Annotated in this window: 1 protein-coding gene; it reads right to left on the minus strand. The window is 50.0% G+C overall.

What is annotated here, in order from left to right:
- Nucleotides 1–240: hypothetical protein (locus tag BN338_RS12835; protein ID WP_210160970.1), on the minus strand; the 240-nt coding region annotated here is incomplete at its 3' end.
- Nucleotides 241–290: the final 50 nt, after the last annotated feature.

Below are 290 nucleotides of genomic sequence, written 5' to 3' on the forward strand. Positions count from 1 at the left end.
AGGTTCTAAGTGATGGTGTGGAGCTTTTGTGCCGCCTCTGCTGCCTTTAAAGGTGGGATTGGGAAGAAGAAAGCTGTTTGGAGTATGGTGCGGCGTGGAAATTCTCCCTTGAGAGGGGACAACATTGTCTGTGGTTGAAGTGAGGAGGATGCCGTCTTTTAGGCTTGGGCTGAGATTGTTGTGCTGTGTTGAGGCAACCCCATGGATTTCGATCTTGAAAAGAGAGGTGTCTTGTTGCATCGTGGACATTTTCCTTGAGTGACGTGTTCCTTGAATGATGCGGGTGGGGG

The sequence above is a fragment of the Bartonella queenslandensis AUST/NH15 genome (assembly GCF_000312585.1).
GTDB lineage: Bacteria > Pseudomonadota > Alphaproteobacteria > Rhizobiales > Rhizobiaceae > Bartonella > Bartonella queenslandensis_A.